Annotated in this window: 3 protein-coding genes and 1 pseudogene; all 4 read left to right on the forward strand. The window is 34.0% G+C overall.

The features are described 5' to 3' along the window. Window positions 1–409 precede the first annotated feature (409 nt). The 4 genes and pseudogenes from BUC11_RS17050 to BUC11_RS16240 all read left to right on the forward strand — a co-directional run bounded on the left by BUC11_RS17050 (window position 410) and on the right by BUC11_RS16240 (window position 5,069). Window positions 410–586, forward strand: coding sequence for a hypothetical protein (locus BUC11_RS17050; RefSeq protein WP_175547774.1), 177 nt, complete (start codon window positions 410–412; stop codon window positions 584–586). A 14-nt stretch (window positions 587–600) separates the two neighbouring features. Then, window positions 601–2,274, forward strand: a complete 1,674-nt coding sequence (locus BUC11_RS16225; protein WP_073355737.1) for a S8 family serine peptidase — start codon at window positions 601–603, stop codon at window positions 2,272–2,274. An 80-nt stretch (window positions 2,275–2,354) separates the two neighbouring features. Then, a pseudogene (locus BUC11_RS17250) lies at window positions 2,355–4,474 on the forward strand (lantibiotic dehydratase family protein). A 196-nt stretch (window positions 4,475–4,670) separates the two neighbouring features. Continuing rightward, a complete protein-coding gene (locus BUC11_RS16240; protein ID WP_073355741.1) occupies window positions 4,671–5,069 on the forward strand; it encodes a thiopeptide-type bacteriocin biosynthesis protein in 399 nt (132 codons plus the stop codon). Window positions 5,070–5,125 lie beyond the last annotated feature (56 nt).

Below are 5,125 nucleotides of genomic sequence, written 5' to 3' on the forward strand. Positions count from 1 at the left end.
GTTATTTCCGATTTTAGCCTAGAAAATAGAAATGAAAACTTAAAAAACTATCTTAAGTTTCTAAAAAAGTTGCATCGCGAATAGGTCGCAGCATAAAATGAAGCTGTGGTTCAATTGCAGGCCCAAATCATATTGCGTAATTATACTATGCCATACTTAGCTAATGAATTTGGTTTCAATTCTGCGGAAGCTTTTTCTAGCGCTTTTTATAAAAAATATAAAATTAAGCCTACTTTTTTCATCAAAGCACTAGAAAAAGAAAAATAATTGTAACAGAATATCTGTGAGGGCGTTATGTTTTTTTTGACTATCGGAATTCCGTGAATTCCGACAACAACTTTTAATTTTTATAGTAACAATCAGTATAACATTTATACTTTTGCACTTCAACAATCAAAAACTGTATAAAATGAAAGCCGAAAAAAAACAAAAAGAAAACAAATCAAAGTTTAATTTAGAAAAAATGAAAGTAGCCCAATTGGATAATTTACATTTGATAAATGGTGGTGATAGTGCTATTATTGCAAATGGAGGCGATGATAAAACTATTACTCAGTCAAACAAAACAATGACTATAACCTTTTAGTTTTTTACAAAATTATGAAATCATTGATTCTATTATTTTTATTAGTTGCTATTTTAATAGGTTGCAGTTCGAGCAAAACTAGTACTGACTTAAATTTAAGTAAACACAACGGAGTTTCAATATATAAAAATTTAGATTCTTTGAATTGGTTTCATAAAGGGATAGATGAAAATGTTAATACAGGAATTTTTGTTAGCAAATGGAAAATGCAAAATATCCAAAAATTGCGTTCCAAAGAAATTATTGTTGCGATTATTGATTCACCTTTAGATATCAATCACGATTTAATAAAGAACAAACTATGGATAAACAAAGCTGAAATTCCTAATAATGGTCAAGATGACGATAAAAATGGTTACGTAGACGACGTTAACGGTTGGAATTTTATTGGAACAAAAGACAATGGATACTTAGTTTTTTCAAATTTTGAGTTTGTAAGGATCTTAAGAAAATGGGGGGATTTGCAAACCGACCAATTAGTTAAAAACGAAGCTGGAAATGAAAAGGAATATGATCGAGCACTAAGAAAGTTTAGAGAACAGCATGTTTATTACGAAAACTGGCTAAAATCATTAAAATATAGTGTAAAAACTTATCCATCCGCCAAAGATAGTCTAAGGCATTATTTTCCGAACGAGGATTATACCTATCAACAACTAGATAGCATGTATAAAAAACACAAAATCAATGATAAGACCTTCAGACAAAGAAGGGAAGATCTTGATTTTGATCTGGGTACAATGATAGCTTTTATGAAAGCAAGACTCGATTTTGGTGAAAAGTCATTAAAAGATGTGGAAGATAGCAAGCAAGAGGTGGACTCCATCTTAAATAAATCCTTAAACCTTAAATTCAATGAGCGCCTTTTAATAAAGGATAGCTCGGGTAAATTTGAGAAAGGCTATGGTAATAATAGACTTTCTACAAATATTGAAGGAAAAACAACTACGTATAATCACTCCACTAAAGTTTCCGGGATAATTGCAATGATTGTATCTGCAAACGTAAAGATAATGCCATTGGTAATTGCTTCAAACGGTGATGAGCATGATAAGGATATTGCTATGGCAATACGATACGCTGTAGATAATGGAGCTAAAATTATTAATATGTCATTCGGCAAAGAATTTGCTTTGAGCAACGATTTGGTTTACTCAGCTATGAAATATGCTGCTAATCACGATATTTTACTGATACATGGTGCAGGAAATGATAGCTTTAATGTAGATGAAAACCCTAACTTTCCAACAGATATCGACTTGCAGGATGGTGCAAAAGAAGTTGTAGGTAATTTTATAAACGTAGGAGCTAGCACTGCTATTAATGATAGCACCTTGGTAGCTTCCTTTTCTAATTACGGTAAAAAAAATGTAGATTTGTTTGCGCCAGGTGATCAAATTTATACATCGACCGGAGGTAACAGGTACGGTTATGACTCAGGTACTTCATTAGCAGCACCTATGGTTTCTGGAACAGCTGCTTTGATTTGGTCGTATTATCCTAAACTTAGTGCTAAGCAAGTTAAGGAGATTATTCTAGAGTCGGGTACGACTTATGATTTGAAGGTTTTGATCCCAGGCGGTGAAGGCAAAAAAGTCAAATTTTCTGAACTCTCTAAATCAGGGAAAGTATTAAATGTTTATAATGCTATGCAACTGGCAGAAAAAGTGAGTAAAAAGAAACGATAATGCACCACTATCAAATTCGTCCTTTTTCTTCACATGTTTTGAGAACCCCATTGTTACCGCTTTCTTTCTATACTAAAATAATGGAAAAGGAAGCGGTAATTAGCGTGTTTGAACAGCTGCAAGATTCCTTGGTGCATGAAGCACTGCAGCTGGCTTCTCCAGAACTAATTTTACTGGTAGAAAAATATTGGGAAAATCCCCAATCCTTATCCAATAAAAAGACAACAGCTTTAGCTTATAGTGTCTTGAAATACTGTGCAAGGATGGCATCGCGCTGTACTCCTTTTGGGTTATTTGCGGGTTGCACTGTTGGCGAAAAAGGCCAAACCACCAATATAGTGATGGACCATAAGGAGCTATTCCAACGCCATACGCAATTAGACATGCAATTTTGGATTGCTTTGTTACAAGAACTGGTGAAGCAAGAAGAAGTTAGGAACACATTGAGTTATAAACCCAATACAAGCCTCTATGAAGTAGGATCTTTTTACCGGTATGTGGAGTATCGTTATCAGGGAACCAAAAGACAACACAGTATTGCAGCACTACGAAAAACAGATCTTTTAACGCTAGTGTATCAAAAATCAAGACAAGGAATTACGATTGAGGCTTTAATTGAATTGCTGGCTGATGATGCTTCTGAACGTGATGATGCTAAAGATTTTGTAAACCAATTGATTGATTTTCAGTTTTTAGTGAGTGATTTAGACGGTGCTTTAACCACAAAAAACGAATGGGATAGAATAAACGCTATACTAGCACGCGTTCCAAATTTTGAAAAAGAAACCACTTTTTTTCAAAGACTTAAACGCCAAATAGAAAGTTTAGACTTTGGACTTGTTCCTAAACCTACTGCTTATACTGCTATAAAAAATGTACTGACGGAAGCCAGAGTGACTTTTGATAAAAAGTATCTTTTTCAAACCGATTTGACAACTGCGGCTAGTGTAAACACACTACATCCAAAATTACATCGTCAAACGCTCGAAGCTTTGACGTTTCTTAATGGCATACAAAAAAACACAAAAGACATACATTAGAAGAATTCATAAAGGCTTTTTTACATCGATATGAGGGAAAGGAAATGCCATTAGCCTTAGTGTTAGATACTGAAATTAGTTTGGGTTATCCGGTATCATTACAACGAAATGACACGCACGAGCTTTTAGAAACTTTATATTTTAAAAACCAAAATCAGACTGACACTCAGCCTTGGACTACGTTTGACCGAATAGTAGAGCAGAAATTACAAACTTGTAAACAACTACAGCAAAACGTCTTAGAACTAACAGAAAAAGATTTTCCAGATTTTGATTGCAACTGGGAAGAGGCGCCTATCACTTTTTCAGTAATTATTGAATTATTAAAGGAGGATGTAGTAGTTTTAGAATCTTCTGGTAATGTGAGCGCTGCAAAGTTGTTGGGTCGTTTTTGTAATGGAAATGAAGCTATAGCAACTCTAACTGCCGAAATTGTAGCAAAGGAACAAGCGTATGATCCGAATCAGATTAAAGCAGAGATCGTTCATATTCCTGAATCAAGAACCGGAAATATTTTAAAAAGACCCCCTTTACGTCTTTATGAAATTCCATATTTATCGCATTCAGGAGTAAGCGAAGCGTATCAGATAGGTCTTGACGATTTGATGGTATCTATACAAAACAATACCATTATTTTGCGTTCCAAAAAGCACAATAAAATAATAGTGCCTTGTTTGTCCAATGCGCACAACTACGCTAGCAAATCCTTACCCGTATATCATTTTTTGTGTGATTTACAGGGTCAAAATGACAAGCCTATTTACAGCTTTGATTGGGGCGTACTTTTTTCTCATTACGATCATTTTCCAAGGGTAGTTTATAAAAAAGTAATCCTCTCTAAAGCCAGATGGGTAGTTACTGCCGACGAAATTTCCTTTTTAGCTCAACAATCTGAAAATGTGTTTTTTGAAGTATTTAGCAAATGGAGAACAGAAAGAGAGTTACCGCAATGGGTAAATTGGATACAATTTGATAATACGTTGTTATTAGATTTTGATAAAGAGTTTGGTGCAAGATTATTAATTAATGCGGTAAAAAAACAACCCAAAATTATATTAGAAGAGTTTCTGTTTATGGAGAATTCAGCGGTTAGCGGTGCAGCACAACAAACGTATACCAATCAGATAATTTTATCCTTTTATAAAGAAAAAGTCACGTAATGAAACACTCCTTACGAATGTCATTAATTTTTGGTGAATTCTGATTAACCAAAAAAACACAATAAATTTTAAAAGATGAAATCGCCGTTAGGAAAAGGTTTGTTGAAAACAAACACCTATAAATAAAAGGCGACCCGAGCGAAGCGAATTGGCGAAGCATACTATTTATGACCACTTAAAAATAATTTTTACATATATGAAAAGAGAGTTTTGCCTAGGAAGTGAATGGTTGTATTATAAAATTTATACCGGTGTAAAAACAGCAGACTTACTTTTATTGGAAGAGTTTGCTCCTATTATTGAACAGTTAAAAGCTCGGAAGGTAATCGAAAAATGGTTTTTTATTCGGTATAACGATCCTGATTCGCATCTTCGTATTCGTTTTTTAGTAACCAAACCAGAAGGTATAGCTACCATTATAAGTTCATTCCATCTTGTTTTTGAAAAGTTATTGGTCAACCATTTAGTTTGGAAAGTACAAACGGATACTTATAAGAGAGAATTGGAGCGGTACGGAGAGGCTACCATGGTAGATTCTGAGACTTTGTTTGGGTATCTATGCTGCTCCCCAAAAAACGTACAACTTTTTGTGTGAATTTAAGATAGGATTAAAAACCTTAAATTAGCAGAATTATGTCAAGAACAAGAAGA

Source organism: Flavobacterium xanthum (genome assembly GCF_900142695.1).
GTDB lineage: Bacteria > Bacteroidota > Bacteroidia > Flavobacteriales > Flavobacteriaceae > Flavobacterium > Flavobacterium xanthum.

Excerpts from the sequence above, each read along its gene's own strand:
- BUC11_RS17050 (WP_175547774.1), top strand. The coding sequence starts at position 410 with ATGAAAGCCGAAAAAAAACAAAAAGAAAACAAATCAAAGTTTAATTTA.
- BUC11_RS16225 (WP_073355737.1), top strand. The coding sequence starts at position 601 with ATGAAATCATTGATTCTATTATTTTTATTAGTTGCTATTTTAATAGGT.
- BUC11_RS16240 (WP_073355741.1), top strand. The coding sequence starts at position 4,671 with ATGAAAAGAGAGTTTTGCCTAGGAAGTGAATGGTTGTATTATAAAATT.